The organism is Pyruvatibacter mobilis (genome assembly GCF_012848855.1).
GTDB lineage: Bacteria > Pseudomonadota > Alphaproteobacteria > CGMCC-115125 > CGMCC-115125 > Pyruvatibacter > Pyruvatibacter mobilis.
In genome coordinates this window covers 2,615,803-2,636,125 of record NZ_CP051630.1, presented here as the reverse complement: position 1 = coordinate 2,636,125, position 20,323 = coordinate 2,615,803, and the positions used below count along the sequence as shown (strand labels likewise).

At 65.8% G+C, this 20,323-nt stretch carries 16 protein-coding genes and 1 tRNA gene; 15 read left to right on the top strand and 2 right to left on the bottom strand.

Annotated features, from left to right (window positions below; genetic code table 11):
- The first annotated feature begins 122 nt into the window (after positions 1-122).
- From HG718_RS12165 to cobA, 13 genes are all read left to right on the top strand, one after another.
- Entirely contained in the window at positions 123-1,553 is a 1,431-nt protein-coding gene (locus HG718_RS12165; protein WP_160586939.1) for a circularly permuted type 2 ATP-grasp protein, read from the top strand.
- A 12-nt stretch (positions 1,554-1,565) separates the two neighbouring features.
- A complete protein-coding gene (locus tag HG718_RS12160; RefSeq protein WP_160586938.1) occupies positions 1,566-2,516 on the top strand; it encodes an alpha-E domain-containing protein in 951 nt (316 codons plus the stop codon).
- A gap of 3 nt (positions 2,517-2,519) precedes the next feature.
- Positions 2,520-3,356, top strand: a complete 837-nt coding sequence (locus HG718_RS12155) for a transglutaminase family protein (RefSeq protein WP_160586937.1) — start codon at positions 2,520-2,522, stop codon at positions 3,354-3,356.
- A gap of 47 nt (positions 3,357-3,403) precedes the next feature.
- Positions 3,404-4,147, top strand: coding sequence for a proteasome-type protease (locus HG718_RS12150; RefSeq protein ID WP_160586936.1), 744 nt, complete (start codon positions 3,404-3,406; stop codon positions 4,145-4,147).
- 92 nt (positions 4,148-4,239) lie between these two features.
- Positions 4,240-4,839 (top strand): ANTAR domain-containing response regulator, encoded by a 600-nt coding sequence (locus HG718_RS12145; protein ID WP_160586935.1) that lies wholly within the window; start codon positions 4,240-4,242, stop codon positions 4,837-4,839.
- Positions 4,836-5,963 carry a CmpA/NrtA family ABC transporter substrate-binding protein gene (locus tag HG718_RS12140; protein ID WP_160586934.1) on the top strand — a complete coding sequence of 376 codons (1,128 nt, stop codon included), beginning with the start codon at positions 4,836-4,838 and terminating at the stop codon, positions 5,961-5,963. Before HG718_RS12145 ends, HG718_RS12140 begins: the two co-directional genes overlap by 4 nt.
- 431 nt (positions 5,964-6,394) lie before the next feature.
- Complete coding sequence (locus HG718_RS12135) at positions 6,395-7,744, top strand: CmpA/NrtA family ABC transporter substrate-binding protein (RefSeq protein ID WP_205345649.1); 1,350 nt, start codon at positions 6,395-6,397, stop codon at positions 7,742-7,744.
- A gap of 122 nt (positions 7,745-7,866) precedes the next feature.
- The gene (locus tag HG718_RS12130) at positions 7,867-8,946 is read left to right on the top strand and encodes an ABC transporter permease (RefSeq protein WP_160587228.1); all 1,080 of its coding nucleotides are present in this window, start codon (positions 7,867-7,869) and stop codon (positions 8,944-8,946) included.
- 10 nt (positions 8,947-8,956) lie between these two features.
- Positions 8,957-10,708, top strand: a complete 1,752-nt coding sequence (locus HG718_RS12125) for an ABC transporter ATP-binding protein (RefSeq protein WP_160586933.1) — start codon at positions 8,957-8,959, stop codon at positions 10,706-10,708.
- 9 nt (positions 10,709-10,717) lie between these two features.
- On the top strand, positions 10,718-13,192 hold the full coding sequence (gene nirB / locus HG718_RS12120; RefSeq protein ID WP_244617621.1) for a nitrite reductase large subunit NirB: 2,475 nt from the start codon (positions 10,718-10,720) through the stop codon (positions 13,190-13,192).
- Positions 13,193-13,197: 5 nt separating this feature from the next.
- On the top strand, positions 13,198-13,530 hold the full coding sequence (gene nirD, locus HG718_RS12115) for a nitrite reductase small subunit NirD (RefSeq protein ID WP_160586932.1): 333 nt from the start codon (positions 13,198-13,200) through the stop codon (positions 13,528-13,530).
- A gap of 3 nt (positions 13,531-13,533) precedes the next feature.
- The gene (locus HG718_RS12110) at positions 13,534-16,194 is read left to right on the top strand and encodes a nitrate reductase (protein ID WP_244624796.1); all 2,661 of its coding nucleotides are present in this window, start codon (positions 13,534-13,536) and stop codon (positions 16,192-16,194) included.
- Positions 16,115-16,993, top strand: a complete 879-nt coding sequence (gene cobA / locus HG718_RS12105; RefSeq protein ID WP_160586931.1) for a uroporphyrinogen-III C-methyltransferase — start codon at positions 16,115-16,117, stop codon at positions 16,991-16,993. Before HG718_RS12110 ends, cobA begins: the two co-directional genes overlap by 80 nt.
- Positions 16,994-17,040: 47 nt before the next feature.
- On the opposite strand, the gene HG718_RS12100 is transcribed toward cobA, so the two are convergent.
- Together HG718_RS12100 and HG718_RS12095 are read right to left on the bottom strand one after the other, a co-directional pair.
- Positions 17,041-17,116 (bottom strand) — tRNA-Ala (locus tag HG718_RS12100).
- Between the two features lie 267 nt (positions 17,117-17,383).
- Positions 17,384-17,857 carry a TIGR02300 family protein gene (locus tag HG718_RS12095; RefSeq protein ID WP_027841190.1) on the bottom strand — a complete coding sequence of 158 codons (474 nt, stop codon included), beginning with the start codon at positions 17,855-17,857 and terminating at the stop codon, positions 17,384-17,386.
- Between the two features lie 264 nt (positions 17,858-18,121).
- Between HG718_RS12095 and aroA the strand changes: the two genes are divergently transcribed.
- Positions 18,122-19,504, top strand: a complete 1,383-nt coding sequence (gene aroA / locus HG718_RS12090) for a 3-phosphoshikimate 1-carboxyvinyltransferase (protein ID WP_160586930.1) — start codon at positions 18,122-18,124, stop codon at positions 19,502-19,504.
- Positions 19,505-19,514: 10 nt separating this feature from the next.
- Positions 19,515-20,156, top strand: coding sequence for a (d)CMP kinase (gene cmk / locus HG718_RS12085; RefSeq protein ID WP_192928084.1), 642 nt, complete (start codon positions 19,515-19,517; stop codon positions 20,154-20,156).
- Positions 20,157-20,323 lie beyond the last annotated feature (167 nt).

The window sequence follows — 20,323 nt, the reverse complement described above, 5'->3', positions numbered from 1 at the left end:
TCGGGCAATCACCTGCGTAGGGTTTATGCATATGCCCGGCACATACGCAAAAAGGCATGGAACCTGCCGCAATTGCGTGCGGTGCGCTTGACTCCGGGCTGGCGGGAGCGCACGAAAAAGGCATGCAATCGCCTGAGGTGCAGGACGCTTTTTTCGACGAGACCGGCGGGGGCGGCGACATTCGCCCGCCCTATCGGGAGCTGCTGGCATGGATCGGTGACCAGGGTGCCGAGACCCTGTCCCTGCGCCACCGGGAAGCCGAGACCCTGTTCCGCAAGATCGGGATTACCTTCGCCGTCTATGGCGAGGGTGGCAGCCCGGAGCGGCTCATTCCCTTCGACATCGTGCCGCGCATCTTCACTGCCTCGGAATGGCGGCTGCTGAGCCAGGGCGTGAAGCAGCGCGCCCGCGCCCTCAACATGTTCCTCAACGATGTCTATCAGCGCGGCGACATCATCCGCGCCGGCATCGTTCCGGCGGACCTTGTCTATCTCAACGAGTCCTACGAGCCCGCAATGGTGGGCATCACCCCGCCGCGCAATGTCTACAGCCACATCGTCGGCACCGACATCGTGCGCGTGGGCGCGAATGAATTCTACGTGCTGGAAGACAATTGCCGCACGCCCTCCGGCGTCTCCTACATGCTGGAGAACCGCGAGATCATGATGCGCATGTTCCCGGACCTGTTTTCCGGCCGCCGCATCATGCCGGTGGATGATTATCCCGATCTCCTGCACCGGACCCTGGCCTCGGTGGCCCCGAAGAAGTGCCAGGACGACCCCGTGGTGGTGGTGCTGTCGCCTGGCTCGTTCAACAGCGCCTATTACGAACACTCCTTCCTGGCCGACCAGATGGGCGTTGAGATCGTAGAGGGCAAGGATCTGTATGTGGATGGGGAGTTCGTCTTCATGCGGACGACCCGCGGCCCGCGCCGGGTGGATGTGATCTACCGGCGGCTGGACGATGACTTCCTCGACCCGCTCTGCTTCCGGCCGGACTCGCTGCTCGGCGTGCCGGGGCTGATGAATGTCTATCGCTCGGGTGGCGTTGCCATCTGCAGCGCGCCGGGCGCCGGTATCGCCGACGACAAGGCCATCTATATCTACGTGCCCGAGATGATCCGCTTCTATCTGGGCGAGGAGCCGATCCTCAAGAACGTGCCCACCTGGAAATGCGGGGACGCGGATGAATGCGCCTATGTGATGGAGCATCTGCACGAACTGGTCGTGAAGGAAGTGCACGGCTCCGGCGGCTACGGCATGCTGATCGGCCCCAAGGCATCGTCTGCGGAAATCGAGGCCTATCGGGCCCGCATCCGCGCCAAGCCGGACAATTTCATCGCCCAGCCGACCCTGGCCCTGTCGACCTGTCCTACTTTCGTGGATGAGGGCATCGCGCCCCGCCACGTGGATTTCCGCCCCTTCTGCCTTGTGGGCAATGCCATTCACCTGCCCGCCGGCGGGCTGACCCGGGTGGCGCTGCGCGAAGGCTCGCTGGTGGTGAATTCGAGCCAGGGCGGCGGCGTCAAGGACACCTGGGTCCTGGCGGACTGACCGGACGATCCCATGCTCAGCCGCACCGCCGAAAACCTGTTCTGGATTGGCCGCTTCACCGAGCGGGCCGAGAGCATGGCCCGCATGCTGGAGATGGGCTACCGCATGGCGCTGATGCCGGCGACGGGGGCAGGCCATCGCAACGAATGGCGCTCCATCGTGGCGGGCGCCGGTGGCGAGGCCGCCTTCAGCGAAAAGCATGACAGTATCAACCAGCGCATCGTCTGCGAATATCTGATCTTCGATCCGGACAACCCATCGAGCATCCATAGCTGCCTCCGCAATGCGCGCGAAAACGGCCGCGCGGTCAGGGCCGCCATCACCAGCGAAATGTGGATGGCGCTCAACGAAACCTGGATCGACCTGCAGGACATGAACGCCGCCCAGCTGGCCGGCGGCGGCCTGCCTACTTTCCTCGACTGGATGAAGGGGGCGAGTGCCCAGTTCCGCGGCGCCACCGAATCCTCCCTGCTGCGCAATGAAGGTTATGACTTCCTGCGCCTCGGCTCCTTCATCGAGCGGGCCGACAACACCGCCCGCCTGCTCGATGTGAAATACTATGTGCTGCTGCCCGCCTCCGAGACCGTGGGCGGGGGCGTGGACAATTATCAGTGGACGACGCTTCTGCGGGCCCTGTCATCCCTGCGCGCCTTCCACCACATCTACCGCTCGGAATACACGCCGTGGTCGATTGCGGATTTCCTTATCCTCAACCGCCATTTCCCCCGGTCGCTGCTCTACAGCTACAGCCAGATCGGCGAGCACCTGACCCAGCTGTCGCGCCGCTATGGCCAGCGTTCTTTAAGCCTGAGCGCAACCAACATGCAGATCGCCCGGCTGGCGGACTGCACGGCGGCGGACATCTTCAGCGAGGGCCTGCACGAATTCCTCACCACCTTCATCCGCCAGAACGCGGCCCTGTCCGACAGCATCGCCGGGGACTATCACTTTGGCTGGAGCTGACCCATGCGGCTGATCGTCGAGCACAGCACCTGCTACCGCTACAGCGCCCCCGTGCGCTTCGTGGTGCAGAGCCTGAAACTGTCCCCCAGCCGCTTCGACGGCCAGCGGGTGATCCGCTGGTCGGTTGCGGCCGAGGGCTGCACCATCACCGCAGCCTTCACCGACGGCTATGGCGACGAGGTGCTGACGCTCACCTGCGCGGAGGCGCGCGACGAGGTGCATGTGAAGGTCAGCGGCGAAGTGGTGACGGCGGACATGGCGGGTGTCCTGCGCGGCCACAAGGAAAAGATCTCCCCGCGCGCCTTTCTACGGCAGACCGGGATGACGGAGCCCACCGACGAAATCCGTGACCTCGCGCTTGGCGTGGCAGCGGGGATGGGCCGGACCGATGACCAGCAGCCCGGCACGCTGGACCTCGCCCATGCCCTGTCGGACGCGGTGGCGGATGCGGTGGTCTATGCGCCGGGCACCACCCATGCCCACACCACCGCAGGCGAGGCATTGGCCGAGGGGCAGGGGGTCTGCCAGGACCACGCCCATATCCTCATCACGGCCGCCCGCCTGCTGGGCCTGCCGGCGCGCTATGTATCGGGCTATCTGTTCGCCGATGCCAATGGGGAGCCGCATGAAGCGGCCCATGGCTGGGCGGAGCTGTGGCTCGACGGGCTCGGCTGGGTCGGCTTCGACGCCTCCAACCGCACCTGCCCGACCGAAGCCTATATCCGCCTCGGCGCGGGTCTCGACGCGCGCGACGCGGCCCCCATAAAAGGTGTACATGTAGGGGCCGCGGAGGAGGCGATGGACGTCTCCCTCGTCGTGCAGGAGGCCCAGCAGCAATAACCGGTCACAGACCGGACTGAATTGCGGGCCCTGAGGATGACCGAACCATGACTTACTGCGTCGGCCTGATGGTGAATGAGGGCCTCGTCTTTCTGTCGGACACGCGCACAAATGCGGGCGTCGATAACATCGCCCGCTACCGCAAGATGTTTACCTGGACGACGCCCGGCGAGCGCGCCCTGGTGTTGATGACCGCGGGCAATCTCGCCACCTCCCAGGCAGTGCTCAGCCTGATCACCGAGGGAATCGAGGCGGAAGCCGCCGGCGTCGAGACCGGCGAGGAAGCCTTGCCGTCGATCCTCACCGCGCCAAGCATGTTCCGCACCGCGGAGATCATCGGCGAGGCCATGGTCATGGTGCAGAACAAGTACCGCCGCGCCTTTGAGCAGATGAGCAACGGTAATAGCGGCGCGACAATGATTCTCGGCGGCCAGCGCCAGGGCGGCGCGCCGCGGCTGTTTCTCATCTATCCGGAAGGCAATTTCATCGAGGCGGCGGAGGACACGCCCTTCCTGCAGATCGGCGAGCACAAATATGGCAAGCCCATCCTTGACCGCGTGATCACCATGCGGACGCCGCTGGCCGAGGCACGCAAGGCGGCGCTGCTGTCGATGGATTCGACCCTGCGAAGCAACCTCTCCGTCGGCATGCCGCTCGACCTGACCGTGCTGCCGCGGGACGCTTACGCCTTCAGCGAGCAGACCCGCATCGAGCCGGAGGATGCAGGCTTCCGCCAGCTCAGCGACGCCTGGTCCACAGCGTTGAGAGACGCGTTCCAGACCATCAGCTGACGGCAAGCTGCTGCCCTGACAGGCGGCGCCTCTTGCCATGTGCGCTGCGGGCGCTGCAATATGCTGCGGCGCACAATAATTGCTGGTGGACTATGCCGGACGCTTCCCTCCGTGTCCTGATCTATGACGAGAACCATCTCCGCGCCTCCATTCTCGAGGAGGGGCTGCGGGAGGCGGGGCTTGACCAGATCGCCGTGGTGGCGGAGCTGGGCGGCATCGTGGCGCGGATCGCGGAGTTCGATCCGCAGGTGATTTTCCTCGACCTCGCCAACCCCAACCGCGACCGGCTGGAGAGCATGCTGCAGGTCTCCCGCGCCATCAGCCGCCCCATCGCCGTCTTCGTCGATGAATCCGACAGCGACACCATCGACGCGGCGGTGGAGGCGGGGGTATCCGCCTATATCGTGGACGGGCTCAAGAAGGAGCGGGTGCGCTCGATCCTCGACATAACCATCAGCCGCTTCAACGCCTTCAACCGGCTCAAGTCGGAGCTTGATGAGGTCCGCACAGAGCTTGCGGACCGCAAGATCGTTGACCAGGCCAAGCTCCTTCTCATGAAGCGGCGGCGCATAACCGAAGACGAGGCCTATGCGCTGTTGCGCCGGACGGCGATGTCGAAGAACTGCCGCATCCCGGAAGTGGCAGAAAGCATCGTCATGGCCGCAGACCTGTTCCCGGAGGAGACCCCATGAGCGCTGCGACACGGCACATAAGGGCGGGCTTCATTCCGCTGCTGGACGCAGCCCCGCTGATCGTCGCGCGGGAGCAGGGTTTCGCCGAGGCGGAAGGGATCGACCTTACCCTTGTGCGGGAAACATCCTGGGCAAGCCTGCGCGACCGGGTGGCCGTGGGGCATTTCGAGGCCGCCCACATGCTTGCACCCATGGCGATTGCCGGGTCGCTGGCCCTGCCGCCTCTGCCGGTGCCCTTCATCGCGCCGGTGGCCTTTGGTGCGGGGCGCAACGCCATCACCATCTCCCAGGACTTGCGCGAGATGATGGGGCTTGAGGATGATGCGGCGCCGCTGGAGGCGGCTGATGCCGTGGCCCGCCTAACCACGGCAAAGCGCGCGCAGATGCCGGACCGGCCGCTGGTCTTTGCTGCTGTGCATGCCTATTCCGCCCACGCAGCCCTGCTGCGCTACTGGCTGGCGGAAGGCAGTCTTTATACGGGCACGGATGTCCGCCTTGAATTCGTGCCGCCGCCCTTCATGGCGGATGCGCTGGCCGCCGGCATGGTGGACGGCTGCTGTGTCGGCGAACCCTGGAGCAGCGTCGCGTTCAAGGCGGGCGTGGGCCATATTCTTGTGGCGGGCGACAATATCTGGCCCGCGGGGCCCGACAAGGTGCTGGGATTGCGCGCTGACTGGGCAGCGGAGAATGAAGATATGGCGCTGCGCCTGGTGCGGGCGCTGGTTGCCGCCGCACACTGGGCAGATGATCCAGCGCATACGGACGGTCTCGCTGCCATGCTGGCCGAAGCACGCTATCTCGACAAGCCGCAGGACGTGTTGCTGCCGGGGCTGACCGGACGGCTTGCAAGTTCCGGGGCAGGGTTTGCGCGCGGCGATGCCTCGCGGCCCGAGCCGGCCCATGCTGCCTGGTTTGCCACACAGATGGCGCGCTGGGGCGACATTGACCTGACGCCCGAAGCCCTGGCGGCTGCGACCGCCACCTACCGCCCGGACATCTATGCCGCAGCGCTGGGTGACAATGCTCGCACCGGGGTGACACCCCACACCGTGGCGCTTTTCGATGGCCGGATCTTCGATCCGCGCGATGCCGCGGGCTATCTCGCAGCACTCACAGCCTCCTGACCCGCCTGATTTTTTGCACTGCACACTGATTGTGCAGCACATGCCTGCCGCGTGAGCGCTGGTGGGTGTGCCGGCAACCGTGGCGCGGCATAAAGGCCGGAATTCAGCCAAAATCCGAGTTGGCACACCGGTTGCTACTACATGGCCGAGGGCGCAAGGCTGCGCCGGTACTCACACAATTTGTTGCTTCCGCCAAGGAAGCACACGGCAGCGCTGCCGACGGGAAGGGACCTGAGCCAGGAGGTGCAGGTCCGCTCCCGCGGGCGGCGCTTTTTTTGTTCCGGACTGCCTTCCTGGGAGGGGTGGAACGGTTCTTTGTCCGGCCGCGAGCCGGACATGGTTTGGAGGGTTCACCAATGATGACCGCAGGCGACATGAGCCGGTCTTCATCCGTATCAGGAACAATTCGCAAGGCATCCCGCCGCCTGGCGATGGCCGCCGCGGCGACGCTGGCGCTGGGGGGAATCGCGCAGGCGGAACTGCTGCTGCCGGAAAAGGATGAGCTGAAATTCGGTTTCATCAAGCTCACCGACATGGCACCGCTCGCCATTGCCTATGAGAAGGGGTACTTCGAGGACGAAGGCTTGTTTGTGACCCTGGAGCCGCAGGCCAACTGGAAGGTGCTGCTGGACCGGGTGATCACCGGCGAGCTGGACGGCGCGCATATGCTGGCGGGCCAGCCGCTGGCCGCCACCATCGGCTTCGGCACCGAAGCCCACATCATCACACCGTTCTCCATGGATTTGAACGGCAACGGCATCACCGTCTCCAACGAGGTGTGGGAGATGATGAAACCGAACATTCCAAAGCTGGAAGACGGACGCCCGCAACACCCGATCAAGGCGGATTATCTGAAGCCGGTGGTCGACCAGTTCAAGGCCGACGGCAAGCCCTTCAAGATGGGCATGGTGTTCCCGGTCTCGACCCACAATTACGAGCTGCGCTACTGGCTGGCGGCTGGTGGCATTCACCCGGGCTATTACTCAGCGTCCGACATTTCCGGCCAGATTTCAGCCGACGCCCTGTTGTCGGTCACCCCGCCGCCACAGATGCCCGCGACGCTGGAAGCGGGCACGATCCACGGCTATTGCGTGGGCGAGCCGTGGAACCAGCAGGCGGTGTTCAAGGGCATCGGCGTGCCGGTGATCACCGACTACGAGATCTGGAAAAACAATCCGGAGAAAGTGTTCGGCATCACCGCCGAGTTTGCCGAGAAATACCCCAACACCACGACCGCGCTGACCAAGGCGCTGATCCGGGCCGCCATCTGGCTGGACGAAAACGACAACGCCAACCGCATGGAAGCCGTCGAGATCCTGTCGCGCTCGGAATATGTGGGGGCGGATGCCGAGGTGATCGCCAATTCGATGACCGGCACCTTTGAATATGAAAAGGGCGACAAACGGGACATTCCTGACTTCAACGTCTTCTTCCGCTACTACGCGACCTATCCCTATTACTCCGACGCTGTCTGGTACCTGACCCAGATGCGCCGCTGGGGCCAGATCACCGATACCAAGCCGGATGAGTGGTATGCGGAGGTGGCGTCCAAAGTGTACCGCCCGGACCTCTACCTGAAGGCTGCGCGCGCGTTGGTGGATGCGGGCCAGGCGGATGAGGCGGACTTCCCGTGGGATACGGATGGTTACCGCGAGGCGACGGCGGAGTTCATCGACGAAGTCAGCTTCGATGGCCGCACGCCGAACGCCTATCTCTCGCAATTCCCCATCGGCCTCAAGAGCGGTGAGACCGTATCCGAAAGTGGCGTGACCGGAGGATAGCCCCCCTGACCCCGCTTCCTTTTGGGGAGGCGGGGACGCGCGCCCCGCACCGGGCGGCATCTCACCTGCTGCCCGGTGCCCCTCTTCCCTATTTGTAACGAGGCTTTGATTTCGCCATGGCGATGACAACTCTAGACGGCGCCGTTCCTGATCCCGCGCGGGAAGAACGCCGCGCCCAGCGGCTGGCCCGGATCAACAAGGCCGCTACCTATTTCGACGTGGTGGGTCTCGGCTTCATGGTGCCGCTGCTGCGCATGGCCGCCGGCGACAGCCCCCGGCAGCAGGCGGCCGCCCTGTGGCGCACGCTGCTGGTGCCGCTGATCGGCATTGGCCTGTTCATTGCCGCCTGGGCCGCGCTGGCCCCGCAGGTGCAGACATCCCTCGGCGCCATTCCGGGGCCGGCTGCCGTCATGGAACAGGCGGGCGTCCTCTATGACGACCACGTGGCCGAGCGCGGCAAGGCCGATGCGTTCATGGAACGGCAGGAGCTGCGCAACCAGGCACTCATCGAGCAGGGCCTTGAGGAGCGTGTGAAATGGCGCAGCTACACCGGCAAGCCCACCTATCTCGACCAGATCCTGACAAGCCTCGTCACCGTGGCGCTGGGCTTCCTGGTGGCGACACTGATCGCCGTGCCGTTGGGCATCATGTGCGGGCTGTCGCCGCTGGTGAACGGTGCGCTCAACCCGCTGATCCAGATCTTCAAGCCGGTGTCGCCGCTGGCCTGGCTGCCAATCGTCACCATGGTGGTGTCGGCGCTGTATGTGAATGCCAGCGATGCGCTGCCCAAGTCGCTCGTTATCTCGGCCCTCACAGTGACCCTGTGCTCCCTGTGGCCGACGCTGATCAACACAGCGCTGGGTGTGTCTTCCATCGACCGCGACCTGATGAATGTGGGCAAGGTCTTGCAGCTGCCGCGGCTTACCACCATCCGCAAGGTGGTGCTGCCCTCTGCGATGCCGCTCATCTTCACCGGCCTGCGCCTGTCGCTGGGGGTCGGTTGGATGGTGCTGATCGCCGCTGAAATGCTGGCGCAGAACCCGGGGCTTGGGAAATTCGTCTGGGACGAGTTCCAGAACGGCTCCTCCGACAGCCTCGCCCGCATCATGGTGGCGGTGCTGACCATCGGTCTCATCGGCTTCCTGCTCGACCGCGTCATGTACGCGCTGCAGGCCGCCTTCACCTATTCCACCCAGCGCTGAGGAGGGACCCATGGCATTTCTCGAACTCAGTGGCGTCTCAAAATCCTATGGCGAGGGCGATCAGCATACGGAGGTCCTCTCCGGCATCGACCTTGAGGTGGAAGAGGGTGAGTTTGTCGCGATCGTCGGGTTTTCCGGCAGCGGAAAGACCACGCTGATCTCCACCATCGCAGGCCTTGTCGTGCCGGACGAAGGCTTGGTGACCGTGAAGGGCCAACCCATTGACGGGCCCGGCCCGGACCGGGGGCTTGTGTTCCAGTCCTATTCGCTGATGCCGTGGCTGACGGTGACGGAGAATATCGGCCTCGCCGTCGATACGGTATTCAGCAAGGAGAGCAAGGACGCGCGCGCCGCCCGCACGCAAAAATATGTGGAGCTTGTGGGCCTGGCCCACGCGGCGGACCGGCTGCCTTCGGAACTGTCCGGCGGGATGCGGCAGCGCGTGGCGGTGGCGCGCGCCCTGGCGATGGACCCGGACGTGCTGCTGCTCGATGAGCCTCTGTCGGCGCTCGATGCCCTGACCCGCGCCAAGCTGCAGGACGAGATCGAATCCATCTGGGAGAAAGACCAGAAGACGGTGATCCTCATCACCAATGACGTGGATGAGGCGATCCTGCTGGCGGACCGGATCATTCCCCTCAACCCCGGCCCGAAGGCGACGCTGGGACCATCCTTCAAGGTCAATCTGCCGCGCCCGCGCGACCGCACGGCGATCAACCAGAACCCGGACTTCATCGCGCTGAGAGCGCAGGTCACCAACTATCTGATCGAGGTGGGCGCCAGCGCCAAGTCGTCCGCTGACGACAGCCGCGACGCGCCAAATGTGACGCCGATTGATGCCTCGCGCGGGCGGCTGCCCAAGGCCTATCGCGATGCAGCGGCGTCGCCGGTCGACCGGAAATTCGTGGAGATATTCGAAGCGAAGAAAGTGTACCCGACCCCGAAGGGGCCGCTGACGGTGCTGGAGAACTTCACCCTCAACATGGACCGGGGCGAGTTCATTTCGCTGATCGGCCATTCGGGCTGCGGCAAGTCGACGGTCCTGTCCATGGTGGCGGGCCTCAACGAGATTTCCGGCGGCGGCATCATTCTCGACAACAAGGAAATCGCCGGTGCCGGGCCGGACCGGGCGGTGGTGTTCCAGGCCCCGTCGCTGATGCCATGGCTGACCGCGCGCGAGAATGTGGCGCTGGGGGTGGACCGGGTCTATCCCCACGCGACCCCCGCCGAGCGGCGCGACGTGGTGGAATACTACCTTGAGCGCGTCGGTCTTGGGGATGCCATGCACAAGATGGCCGCTGACCTCTCCAACGGCATGAAGCAGCGCGTCGGCATTGCCCGCGCCTTTGCCCTGTCGCCCAAGCTCCTGCTGCTGGATGAGCCCTTCGGCATGCTGGACAGCCTCACACGCTGGGAGCTGCAGGAAGTGCTGATGGATGTGTGGAAGCGCACCCAGGTGACCTCCATCTGCGTCACCCATGACGTGGACGAGGCGATCCTGCTGGCCGACCGCATCGTGATGATGACCAACGGCCCGCGCGCCACCATCGGCAAGATCCTGAAGGTGGACCTGCCGCGCCCGCGCACCCGCGCCGAACTTCTGGAGCACCCGGACTATTACCGCTATCGCGGCGAGGTGCTGGCCTTCCTCGAGGAATATGAGCACGGCGCCAAGCCGAAACCGGCGCCCGCGCCCGTGTCCGCTCCTGATCCGGACCCGGATGATACCGACACGCAGCCCCGCCAAGTGGCGATGGCCTAGGAGGGCACCATGGCACAAGACATCGTAGACATGCCCGCGCGGCAGAAGCTCGTCATCATCGGCAACGGCATGGCCCCTGGGCGCATGCTGGAAGAATTGCTGAAGCGCGCGCCCCGGGCCTTCGAGATCACCATCTTCAATGCCGAGCCGCGGGTGAACTATGACCGCATCATGCTGTCGCCGGTCCTGTCGGGTGAAACGACCTTCGACGACATCGTGATCCATGACGATGCCTGGTACGCGGACAATGGCATCACGCTTCACAAGGGTAAGCGCGTCACGCGCATCGACCGGGACGCCAAACAGGTGATCGCCGCCGATGGCACGGTGGCAGCCTATGACAGGCTGGTCATCGCCACCGGATCATCTCCCTTTATCATCCCCGTGCCCGGCCATGAGCTTGAGGGCGTTCTGGCCTATCGCGACCTCGATGACGTGGAGGCGATGGTCAAAGCCGCGAAAGCCGGCGGGCGCGCCGTGGTGATCGGCGGCGGGCTGCTGGGCCTGGAGGCCGCCGCGGGCCTCAGGGTGCAGGGCATGGAGGTGGATGTGGTCCACCTGATGCCGACGCTGATGGAACGCCAGCTGGATACGGCGGCCGGGCATCTGCTGCGCAAGGCCGTGGAAGAGCGCGGCATCACGGTTCATACCGAAGCCAACACCAAGGCCATTCTCGGCCGCAACGGCCGGGTGACGGGCCTTGAGCTTGAAGATGGCACCGTGCTGCCCGCTTCCATCGTGGTGATGGCCGTCGGCATCCGCCCAAGCGCTGCGCTGGCAGCCGAGGTGGGCCTCGAGGTGGGACGCGGCATTGTCGTCACCGACCAGCTCATGACCTCCGACCCGGATATTTTTGCGGTGGGGGAATGTGTCGAGCACCGGGGGCAGTGCTACGGGCTGGTGGCCCCGCTCTACGACATGGCCAAGACACTCGCCGCGACTCTCATCGGCGAAAGTGCTGCCTATGAAGGCTCGGTGACGGCGACCAAGCTGAAGGTGACGGGCATCAGCCTGTATTCGGCAGGTGACTTTGCTGAGGGCGAGGGGCGCGAGGAGATCGTGCTGCGCGATGCCTCCAACGGCGTCTACCGGCGGCTCGTGCTCGAGAACAACGTGATCGTCGGCGCGGTGCTCTATGGCGATGTAAGTGACGGCGCCTGGTTCTTCGACATGATCAAGCGCGGCACCGATGTGTCGGACATGCGCGACACGGTGATCTTCGGCCAGAACTATGCAGGGGGAACACCGCTGGACCCTATGGCGGCCGTTGCAGCCTTGCCGGATGACGGCGAGATTTGCGGCTGCAACGGCGTCTGCAAGGGCGAGATCATCGAGGCGATCAATACCCAGGGGCTGAGCGACGTGGAGGGCGTGCGGGCGCACACCAAGGCTTCTGCTTCTTGCGGCTCCTGCACGGGCCTTGTTGAGCAGCTTCTGTCTTTCACCCTGGGCGACGCCTACAACCCCGCCGCCGTGCAGCCCATGTGCGGGTGCACGGAGCTTGGCCATGGCGATGTGCGCCGGCTGATCGTCGCCAAGTCCCTGAAGACAATCCCCGAAGTGATGCAGGAGCTCGAATGGAGCAGCTCCGGCGGCTGCGCCAAGTGCCGCCCGGCGCTGAACTATTACCTGCTGTCCACCTGGCCCGGTGAGTATCAGGACGACGCCCAATCGCGCTTCATCAATGAGCGGGTGCACGCCAACATCCAGAAGGACGGCACCTATTCCGTGGTGCCGCGCATGTGGGGCGGGATCACCAGCGCCAAGGAGCTGCGCGCCATCGCTGATGTGGCGGACAAGTTCGACGTGCCGACGGTGAAGGTGACCGGTGGGCAGCGCATCGACCTTCTGGGCATCAAGAAGGAAGACCTGCCGGCGGTGTGGTCCGACCTCAATGATGCGGGGCTCGTGTCGGGCCATGCCTATGGCAAGTCGCTGCGCACGGTGAAGACCTGCGTGGGGACCGACTGGTGCCGCTTCGGCACGCAGGACTCAACCGGCTTCGGCATCCGGCTTGAGCGCTTCCTGTGGGGCTCGTGGACACCGGCGAAAGTGAAGCTCGCCGTCTCGGGCTGTCCGCGCAATTGTGCTGAGGCCACCTGCAAGGATGTGGGCGTGATCTGCGTGGAGTCGGGCTACGAAATCCACTTCGCGGGCGCAGCCGGGCTCGAAATCAAAGGCACGGAAATCCTCGGCCACGGCAAGACCGAAGACGAGGCGCTGGAGATCATCGCAGCCGTCATCCAGCTCTATCGCGAGCAGGCCTATTACCTGGAGCGCATCTACAAATGGGCGGCGCGCGTCGGCTATGACACCGTCCGTGAGCAGATCATTGATGACGTCGCGCGCCGCCGCGACCTGTTCGAGCGCTTTGTCTATTCGCAGTGCTTCTCCCAGTCCGACCCCTGGGCGGAGCGGGTGAAGGGCGGGGAGGCTCACGAGTTCCGCCCCCTGGCGGACCTGACGCAAATGGCAGCGGAGTAAGCGCCATGACCTTCGTAGATATCGGTACCCTCGACGACATTCCCGAGCGCGGCGCTCGGCTGGTGAAGACGCATGCGGGCACCGTGGCGGTGTTCCGTACCTCGGCCGGCCAGGTTTACGCGGTGGAAGACAAATGCCCGCATCTGGCAGGCCCCCTGTCGCAAGGCATCGTCCATGGCAGCCGCGTCACCTGCCCGTTGCACAATCTGGTCATCGACCTTGCCTCCGGCGCGGCGGAGGGGCCGGACGGCGGCTGCGTGCGGACTTATCCGGTGCAGCTTAAGGAGGGACGCATCCATCTGGGCCTCGACGCGCAGCCAAGCGAGAAAGTGGCCTGACTGGTGACAGACGCGCCCGACATCCGGACCACCTGTCCCTATTGCGGGGTCGGATGCGGTGTCATCGCCAGCCGCACGACCGATGGCAGGCTTGAGGTGAAGGGCGACCCGGACCATCCGGCCAATTTCGGCCGGCTGTGCTCCAAGGGGTCAGCGCTGGCGGAAACACTGGACGCAGACGGCCGGCTGCTGCAGCCGCGCCTTCATGGCCGCGACGCGAACTGGGATGAAGCGCTTGACGCCGTGGCGTCCGGCCTCAGAGCGGTGATTGACGCGCATGGGCCGGATGCCGTGGCGCTCTACGGGTCCGGCCAGTTGCTGACCGAGGACTATTACGTCGCCAACAAGCTGATGAAGGGCTTCATTGGCACCGCGAACATGGACACCAATTCGCGCCTCTGCATGGCGTCATCGGTGGCAGGGCACAAGCGTGCCTTCGGCAGCGACACGGTGCCGGGCACCTATGAGGATCTCGAGCAGGCTGACCTGGTGGTGCTGGTCGGCTCCAATTTCGCCTGGTGTCACCCGGTGCTGTTCCAGCGCCTGCAGGCGGCGCAGGCAAAGCGCGGCACACGGATCATCGTGATCGACCCGCGCCGGACCGCAACAGCGGAGGCGGCTGACCTGCATCTGCCGCTGCGGCCGGGCAGTGACGTGGCCCTGTTCAACGGGCTGCTGGCGCACCTGGCAACGGTGGGCGCGGAAGATACAGCCTATGTTGCTGAGCATGTGGCGGGGCTGGACGACGCGCTGGCCGCCGCACAGGCGCTCTCCGTCTATGAGGTGGCAGCGGTCACGGGGCTTGATGCCATCACGCTCACCCGCTTTTTCGACATGGTGGCTGCGACGCAACGTGTGGTGACGGTCTATTCGCAGGGGGTGAACCAGTCGACGGCGGGGACCGACAAGGTCAACGCCATCATCAATTGCCACCTGTTCACCGGGCGCATCGGCAAGCCGGGCATGGGGCCGTTCTCGATCACCGGCCAGCCCAACGCCATGGGCGGGCGCGAGGTGGGCGGATTGGCAAACCAGCTTGCCGCGCACATGGCGATCGACAGCGCTGATGACCGCGATCGCGTGCAGCGCTTCTGGCAGGCACCCTCCATGGTGTCGACGCCGGGGCTGATGGCGGTGGATCTGTTCCGTGCCATCGACCGGGGCGAGGTGAAGGCCGTGTGGATCATGGCCACCAACCCGGCGGCCAGCCTGCCGGAAGCAGACGCGGTGGCCCGCGCACTTGAAAAATGCCCGCTGGTCATCGTGTCCGACGTGACCGATCAGACGCGCACGGCGAAGCTTGCGGACATTCTGCTGCCTGCTGCCGGCTGGGGCGAGAAGGACGGCACGGTGACCAATTCAGAGCGCCGCATCTCCCGGCAGCGGCCCCTGCTGCCGCCCGCAGGGGAAGCGCGCGCGGACTGGCGGATCATCTGCGACGTGGCGCGGCGCATGGGGTTTGCGGGCTTCGACTTTGCGTCGCCCGCAGCGATTTTCCGCGAACATGCACAGCTCTCGGCGTTCGAGAATGGCGGCACCCGCGACTTCGACATCGGCGCCTATGGCGCAGTGGAGGACGCGGCCTATGACGCGATGCTGCCGTTCCAGTGGCCGGCGCCGAAGGACCAGCCGCCGGGCGGCCGCTTTTTTGCAGACGGGGGATTTTTCACTGGCGACAGGCGGGCGCGGATGGTGGCAACACCCGTCCGCTCCCCTGTCGAAGCGCCGTCGGATACATGGCCCTTGCGCCTCAATACGGGCCGCATCCGCGACCAGTGGCACACCATGACCCGCACGGGGCAGGTGCCGCGGCTGTTCTCGCACCTTGCCGAGCCCTTTGCCGAGCTGCACCCGGCGGACGCAGATGCTGCGGGCGTTGAGGATGCCGATCTCGTGACGGTGAGAAGCCCGCACGGGCAGGTGATCGTCCGGGCCCTGATTACCGACCGGCAGCAGAAGGGCAGTGTCTTCGTGCCCATGCACTGGACGAACCCCTATGCCTCCTGCGCCCATGCGGACGCGCTGGTGGCCGGCCATGTGGACCCGGTCTCCGGGCAGCCGGAACTGAAACACATGCCTGTGGCGGTCGATAAGGTCGACGCGGATTGGCAGGCCTTCGTGGTGTCAGCAAGCCGGCCCGACCCTGCAGGTGCGGCCTATTGGTCGCTGGCGCGGGCGGAAGGCGGCTGGCGGGCTGAAATGGCAGGCATCGATCATGCGGGCATGAATGCTGACCGCGCCTGCGCGCTGATGGGGCTGGCCCCGATGCCCGGTGACGAGTGCCTTGAGGTGGGCGACCTGGCGCGCGGTGATTATCGCCTGGCGCTGGTGCGCGGCGGCAGGCTGGCGGGTCTGGTCGTGGCCGGCCGTGGCCCCGTGGCGGCGGCGCGCTCCTGGCTGGCCGACCAGCTGGACGCCGACATGACGGGCACCCAGCGGCACCGGATTCTCGCCGGGCGCATGGGCGCTGACGAGCCGGACCGGGGCGCGATCATCTGCGCCTGCTTTCAGGTCGGCATCAACCAGATCGCAGACGCCGCCCGTGCCGGTGCGCAGTCGGTGGACGCGATCGGCGCCTGCCTCAATGCGGGCACCAATTGCGGCTCGTGCCGGGCGGAGATCAAACGCATCGTGGAGGTGGCCCATGTCAGGCAGGCAGGGTGAGGAGGGCGCAGGCCAGTGTGCAGGCAGAGTCACGTTGGTGGGCGCGGGGCCCGGCGACCCGGACCTGTTGACCCTGAAGGCGCTGCGGGCGCTCGAGGCCGCCGATGTGGTTCTCTATGACAGCTTGGTCACGGCGGAGGTGCTGGCGCTGGCGCGCCGGGGCGCGCCGCGCATCTGTGTCGGCAAGCGGGCGGGGCGTCCAAGCTGCCGCCAGGACGACATCAATGCGCTGATGGGGAGGCTGGCCCGGGACGGCAAGCATGTGGTGCGGCTCAAATCCGGCGATCCGTCCGTGTTCGGCCGGTCCGCGGAGGAGATGGAGAGCCTGAAGGCTGCGGGCATCGCGGTCACGGTCATCCCCGGCATCACCACGGCCTCTGCCATGGCGGCGGGCGCAGGCGTGTCCCTCACCCGCCGGGGAGCCGCGCAATCTGTCCGCTTCATCACGGCCCACGGGGCGAAAGGCGGCCTGCCGGATGACCTCGACTGGGCCGGGCTGAGCCACAGCGCCACCAGTCTCATCGTCTATATGGGCGCCCGCACCTCAGCGGCACTGGCCCGCCGCCTCATCGCCGCTGGCCGCGCACCATCGACACCGGTGCTCGTCGCCACCAATGTCTCCCGCCCGGATGAGACACGCTGCGCCGGCATACTGGGCGACCTCGCCGAAGGCCGCCTGGCCATGGACCCTGCCTCTCCCGTCATCCTCGCCATCGGCGAAGCCTTTGCGGCTTCAGACGCAGTCGGCACGCAGGAGGGTGTGCCTGCCCCACAGGCGCAGGCAATAGGGCGCACATAGGCGGGCCATGCCAGGCCGGAGCTGTCACTGATCTGAAAGGGGGGGGATGGTGGAGCCAGGCGGAATCGAACCGCCGACCTCTTGCATGCCATGCAAGCGCTCTCCCAACTGAGCTATGGCCCCGAAAATCCCGGGAAATGCGGGCCTTTTTGAAGGCCCTGCGGCGCGCTTTGGGCGGGCGCCGTCCCGAAGGAGGCGGGACATTACTCGGCGTCCCGCCCCATTTCAAGCGCAGATTTTCATCTGCGTGTCATGATGGCCGTTTTTTTGCGCAAGCGCCGGCGCGATCTTCCGGGCCCCGATGACGGCCCCGGCGTGAGGCCCTGATCGGGCCTCCTGCCGGGCTGAGCCCTGCGGGACTACGCGCCGGGACGGTTGTCCCCGTCTGGCCTAGTCTTCGTCGTCCTTGCCGCCGCGGATCACGTCGGACAGGTCATCGTCCTCGTCATCCTCGTCGTCGGTCAGGAAACTGTCGTCCTCGTCGTCGTCGAGATCGGTGTCGATGTCGTCGTCGCCGAGATCCGGCAGGTCTTCATCCTCGTCTTCGTCGTCATCCTCGTCGAGGCCCCGTGTGCGCTTGCGCTGGGACTTCTTCTCGTCGGATGCGACCTCGTCGAGGCTTTCCGTGCCGTCATCCTCGATCTCGTCCTCGTCATCCTCGAGAACGGCTTCCTCTTCCTCCTTGGGCTCCTTGACCTCAGGCTCCTTGGCCTTGGCCTTGGCGCCGCGCCGGGGCTTTGCCGGCGCTGCCTGCGGCCACTCGTGGTCGCATTTGGGGCAGTGGATGGGATCTTTCTTGAAGTCGTAGAACTTTGCCCCGCATTCCGGGCAAATCTGCTTGGTTCCCCATTCGGGTTTTGGCACGGGACACGCCTCTTTAAGAAAGGACCTGAAACGGTATCAATGGCGATGCGGCAGAAGCCGCCGCCGGGTGGGTTTTCCCATTGCCACGATCATTCCGGACTGTCAAAAGAGAATTTCACGAGACATTTTCCAGGCCCCGCCCCGGGGCGCACGGGTGGCTGTACCCGGCCGGGCCCGCCCGGCCCGCGCAGCGAATGCCGCAAGCGGGCGCCCGGGCCTCCGGACCCGCCCTGTTCCACGCCTGAGTTCCAATCGAGACGCTTCATGACCGGCCCGTCCTCTCCCTCTTCGACCGCTTCCCATCCGGCTTCGGCGGCCCAGCCCTGGCGGGCCTCGCCCTGCGCCGCGCTGACCGGCGCTGTGCGGGTGCCGGGCGACAAGTCCATGTCGCACCGGGCGCTGCTGCTGGGGGCACTGGCAGTGGGCCGCACCACCGTGTCGGGCCTGCTGGAAAGCGAGGACGTGATCGCCACCGCCGGTGCCGTCACCGCCTTGGGTGCGCGGGCCGTTGACCGGGGCGAGGGCAACTGGGAGATCGATGGCGTGGGCATTGGCGGGCTCGCCGAGCCGCAGCAGGCGCTCGACTTCGGCAATTCCGGCACCGGCTGCCGCCTGATGATGGGCGTCCTGGCCGGTCACCCGATCACCGCCACCTTCATCGGTGACGCCAGCCTGTCGCGCCGGCCGATGAAGCGCATCACCGATCCCCTGAGCCAGATGGGTGCCCGCTTTGCCGGCCCCGAGGGCGGCACGCTGCCGATCACGCTGACCGGTGCCAACCCGCCGCTGCCGCTCACCTATACGCTGCCGGTGGCCTCCGCCCAGGTGAAGTCCGCCGTGCTGCTGGCCGGGCTGTCCGCCCCCGGACAAACCACCGTGCTGGAGCCCGTGCGCACCCGCGACCACACCGAGAACATGCTGCGCGCCTTCGGCTGCGAGGTGGCGGTCGATGAAGGCCCGCACGGCATCCACGCGGTGCGGGTGACCGGCGAGTGCGAATTGACGCCCACCCATGTGGACGTGCCCGCCGACCCGTCCTCGGCGGCCTTCCCGCTGGTGGCGGCGCTGCTGGTGGAGGGCTCCGACGTGCTGGCACGGGACGTGATGGTGAACCCGCTGCGCGCCGGGCTGTTTTCCGTGCTCAAGGAAATGGGCGCGGACATCACCTTCGAAAACGAGCGCGAGACCGGCGGTGAGCGCGTGGCCGATATCCGGGCGCGGTTCTCGTCGCTGAAAGGCATTGTGGTGCCGCCGGAAGGTGCCGCCTCGATGATCGACGAATATCCGGTGCTGGCGGTGGCCGCGGCTTTTGCTGAAGGCAAGACGGTGATGCGCGGGCTGGAGGAACTGCGCGTCAAGGAAAGCGACCGCATCTCTGCAACCGTCGCCATGCTGGAGGCCTGCGGGGCCGAGGTGGAAGAGCTTGAGGACGGCATGATCGTCACGGGGCGCGGCGGCAGGATCTCCGGCGGCGGGCACGTGCTAACCGGCATGGATCACCGCATCGCCATGTCCGCCGTGGTGGCGGGGCTGGCAGCCGAAAACGCCGTCACCATCGACGACGCGGCAATGATCGCCACCAGCTTCCCCGCTTTCCGCGACCTGATGACAGGCCTTGGCGCGCAGATTGCGCCGACGAACGGCTGAGGCTGACCGCATGGTCGACACGATTATTGTGGCAATCGACGGACCGGCGGCGGCGGGCAAGGGCACCATCGCCAAGGATCTGGCCCAGCAACTGAACCTGGCCTATCTGGACACGGGCTCACTTTACCGCGCTGTCGGCCATGCGGTGCTGAAGGCGGGCGGCGACCCTGACACTGACGCGGATGCCCGCCGCGCGGCTGAAACCCTGGACATCGAGGCCATCGACCCGGTGGCGATCCGTACCCGTGAGGTGGGGGCGGCGGCCTCGAAGGTGGCGGCCAAGCCGGACGTGCGCGCAGCGCTGCTTGAGACCCAGCGCCGCTTTGCCCATCACCCACCCGAGGGCAAGGCGGGCGTGGTGCTGGATGGGCGCGACATTGGCACCGTGGTGTGCCCGGACGCCGACGTGAAACTGTTCGTGACGGCCTCAGATGAAGCCCGCGCCACCCGCCGCTGGCTCGAACTCAAGCAGGCCGACCCGGACCTGACGGTTGGTGATGTGCTTGCGGACCTCAAGGAACGGGACCGGCGCGACAGCGAACGCGCCAGCGCGCCGCTGACCAAGGCGGACGATGCGATCTTGCTCGATACCACCGATTTGAGTATAGAAGCGGCGATCCATGCGGCGCTCGACATTGTTGGGCGGCGGTAGTCACGTTTCTTAAGGGAGTTGCTCTTAACTAACCTCTGTCTGACGCCCCTCCCTCCGTTGACCGTCGCAAGGTGTGACTGACCCTCAAAAAGTGAGGCAAAGCCACGCCTTTTTTATTGGATCAGCCAACGACAAACAGCCGCGATCAAGCGGAAGACCGCCGGAGA

Bases quoted from the DNA above. Each gene is read 5' to 3' on its own strand.
- HG718_RS12165 (WP_160586939.1), top strand. From the start codon at position 123: ATGCAATCGCCTGAGGTGCAGGACGCTTTTTTCGACGAGACCGGCGGG.
- HG718_RS12160 (WP_160586938.1), top strand. From the start codon at position 1,566: ATGCTCAGCCGCACCGCCGAAAACCTGTTCTGGATTGGCCGCTTCACC.
- HG718_RS12155 (WP_160586937.1), top strand. From the start codon at position 2,520: ATGCGGCTGATCGTCGAGCACAGCACCTGCTACCGCTACAGCGCCCCC.
- HG718_RS12150 (WP_160586936.1), top strand. From the start codon at position 3,404: ATGACTTACTGCGTCGGCCTGATGGTGAATGAGGGCCTCGTCTTTCTG.
- HG718_RS12145 (WP_160586935.1), top strand. From the start codon at position 4,240: ATGCCGGACGCTTCCCTCCGTGTCCTGATCTATGACGAGAACCATCTC.
- HG718_RS12140 (WP_160586934.1), top strand. From the start codon at position 4,836: ATGAGCGCTGCGACACGGCACATAAGGGCGGGCTTCATTCCGCTGCTG.
- HG718_RS12135 (WP_205345649.1), top strand. From the start codon at position 6,395: ATGGCCGCCGCGGCGACGCTGGCGCTGGGGGGAATCGCGCAGGCGGAA.
- HG718_RS12130 (WP_160587228.1), top strand. From the start codon at position 7,867: ATGACAACTCTAGACGGCGCCGTTCCTGATCCCGCGCGGGAAGAACGC.
- HG718_RS12125 (WP_160586933.1), top strand. From the start codon at position 8,957: ATGGCATTTCTCGAACTCAGTGGCGTCTCAAAATCCTATGGCGAGGGC.
- nirB (WP_244617621.1), top strand. From the start codon at position 10,718: ATGGCACAAGACATCGTAGACATGCCCGCGCGGCAGAAGCTCGTCATC.
- nirD (WP_160586932.1), top strand. From the start codon at position 13,198: ATGACCTTCGTAGATATCGGTACCCTCGACGACATTCCCGAGCGCGGC.
- cobA (WP_160586931.1), top strand. From the start codon at position 16,115: ATGCGGGCACCAATTGCGGCTCGTGCCGGGCGGAGATCAAACGCATCG.
- aroA (WP_160586930.1), top strand. From the start codon at position 18,122: ATGACCGGCCCGTCCTCTCCCTCTTCGACCGCTTCCCATCCGGCTTCG.
- cmk (WP_192928084.1), top strand. From the start codon at position 19,515: ATGGTCGACACGATTATTGTGGCAATCGACGGACCGGCGGCGGCGGGC.